1 protein-coding gene is annotated in these 1397 nt (G+C 50.5%); it reads left to right on the top strand.

Annotation, left to right across the window (positions count from 1 at the left end; all coding sequences use genetic code 11):
- Positions 1-105: 105 nt before the first annotated feature.
- The coding region (locus AAA952_RS22260) for an IS4 family transposase (RefSeq protein ID WP_338259697.1) at positions 106-1397 on the top strand (1292 nt) is incomplete at its 3' end.

Raw genomic sequence — 1397 nt, 5'->3', positions numbered from 1 at the left:
CTGTCTCTTCTACACAAATCCCTCGGTTTGCCCCGGGGGATTTTTTTGAACCATTTTTAATTAACCTGATCTGATCCTGACCTTTTGTTTCAGATACCACATGCCATGTTTTTAAGTGAACCATCACTCTGGGCACAGAGCATTTTTCAGCGCGCAAAATTAGGGGATGTACGAAGGACCAAACGGCTTGTACAGTTGGCGGCTCAACTTGCAGCTCATACAGGACAATCTATCGTGCAATCTCTTTCATCCAGTGCAGACATTGAAGCCGCTTATCGCTTTGTCCGTAACGAGCATATCAGTCCGGCAGCGATTGCTGAGGCAGGTTTTGCTGCCACAGTGCAAGCCTGCGAACCATTTGACTGCCTACTGGCGCTGGAAGACACCACGTCGTTGGAGTTCACCCACCCAAGTGTCGTGGAAGAACTTGGACATACCACGTCCCACAAACATTCCAGCGGGCTGGAAGCGCACACGGTTTTATTGTTTGCACCCAAGGCGCAGCAGGTCGTTGGACTGATTGAGCAGCATCGCTGGGCACGCGACCGCGAAGCCTATGGCCAGAAAAAACAACGTGCCAAACGTGATTATGAACAGAAAGAAAGTTACAAATGGCAACGGGCTTCAGCAGCGATGGCGACTCGCTTGGGACCACAGATGCAGAAGGTGATTTCGGTTTGTGACCGTGAAGCCGATATCATCGAATACCTGCGCTTTAAAACCGACACACAACAACGGTTTATTGTGCGCTCGATGCAAAGCCGCTGTATTGAAGAAGATCAGCACAAACTCTATGCGTTTAGTGAGACGCTGCAAAGTGCCGGTGAGCGGATGGTACAGGTGCAACAAAAAGGCGGTCGCAAAGCCAGAGTTGCGCACTGCGATATCCGCTTTGCCCCCATTACCGTGAAGGTTCCGGCGAATAAAACGGGCCAGTCAGTGCCGCTGTTTTATGTGGGTTGTCAGGAGAAAGACATCGCAGATGGCCTCTGTTGGCACCTGCTGACGACTGAGGTAGTCACAACAGCAGAGCAAGCGCAACAAATTCTTGATTACTACGAGCGCCGCTGGCTGATTGAAGACTTCCATAAATCCTGGAAAACGGGCGGTACGCAGGTGGAAGACTTACGGCTGCAAAGCAAAGATAATCTGGAGCGGATGATTGTGATTCTGGCATTTATCGCCACACGTATCCAGCAACTACGTTGTTACGCAGGCCAGGCTGAACAAGCGAAAAAACGGCCTTGCGATAGCCTGTTAAGCCCATTGGCCTGGAAGTTGTTATGGCTAAAGACGGAAAAAAGCCAACCGCCCGAACAAGTCCCCAGTGTGCATTGGGCTTATCTAAGATTAGGAAAACTCGCGGGCTGGAATGACAGCAAACGAAGCGGAATTGT

Origin of the sequence: Shewanella sp. M-Br, assembly GCF_036245925.1 — a bacterium.
Taxonomy (GTDB): domain Bacteria; phylum Pseudomonadota; class Gammaproteobacteria; order Enterobacterales; family Shewanellaceae; genus Shewanella; species Shewanella oncorhynchi.
Note: the sequence above shows the minus strand (reverse complement) of the source record. Positions and strands in the feature narration are given on the sequence as shown.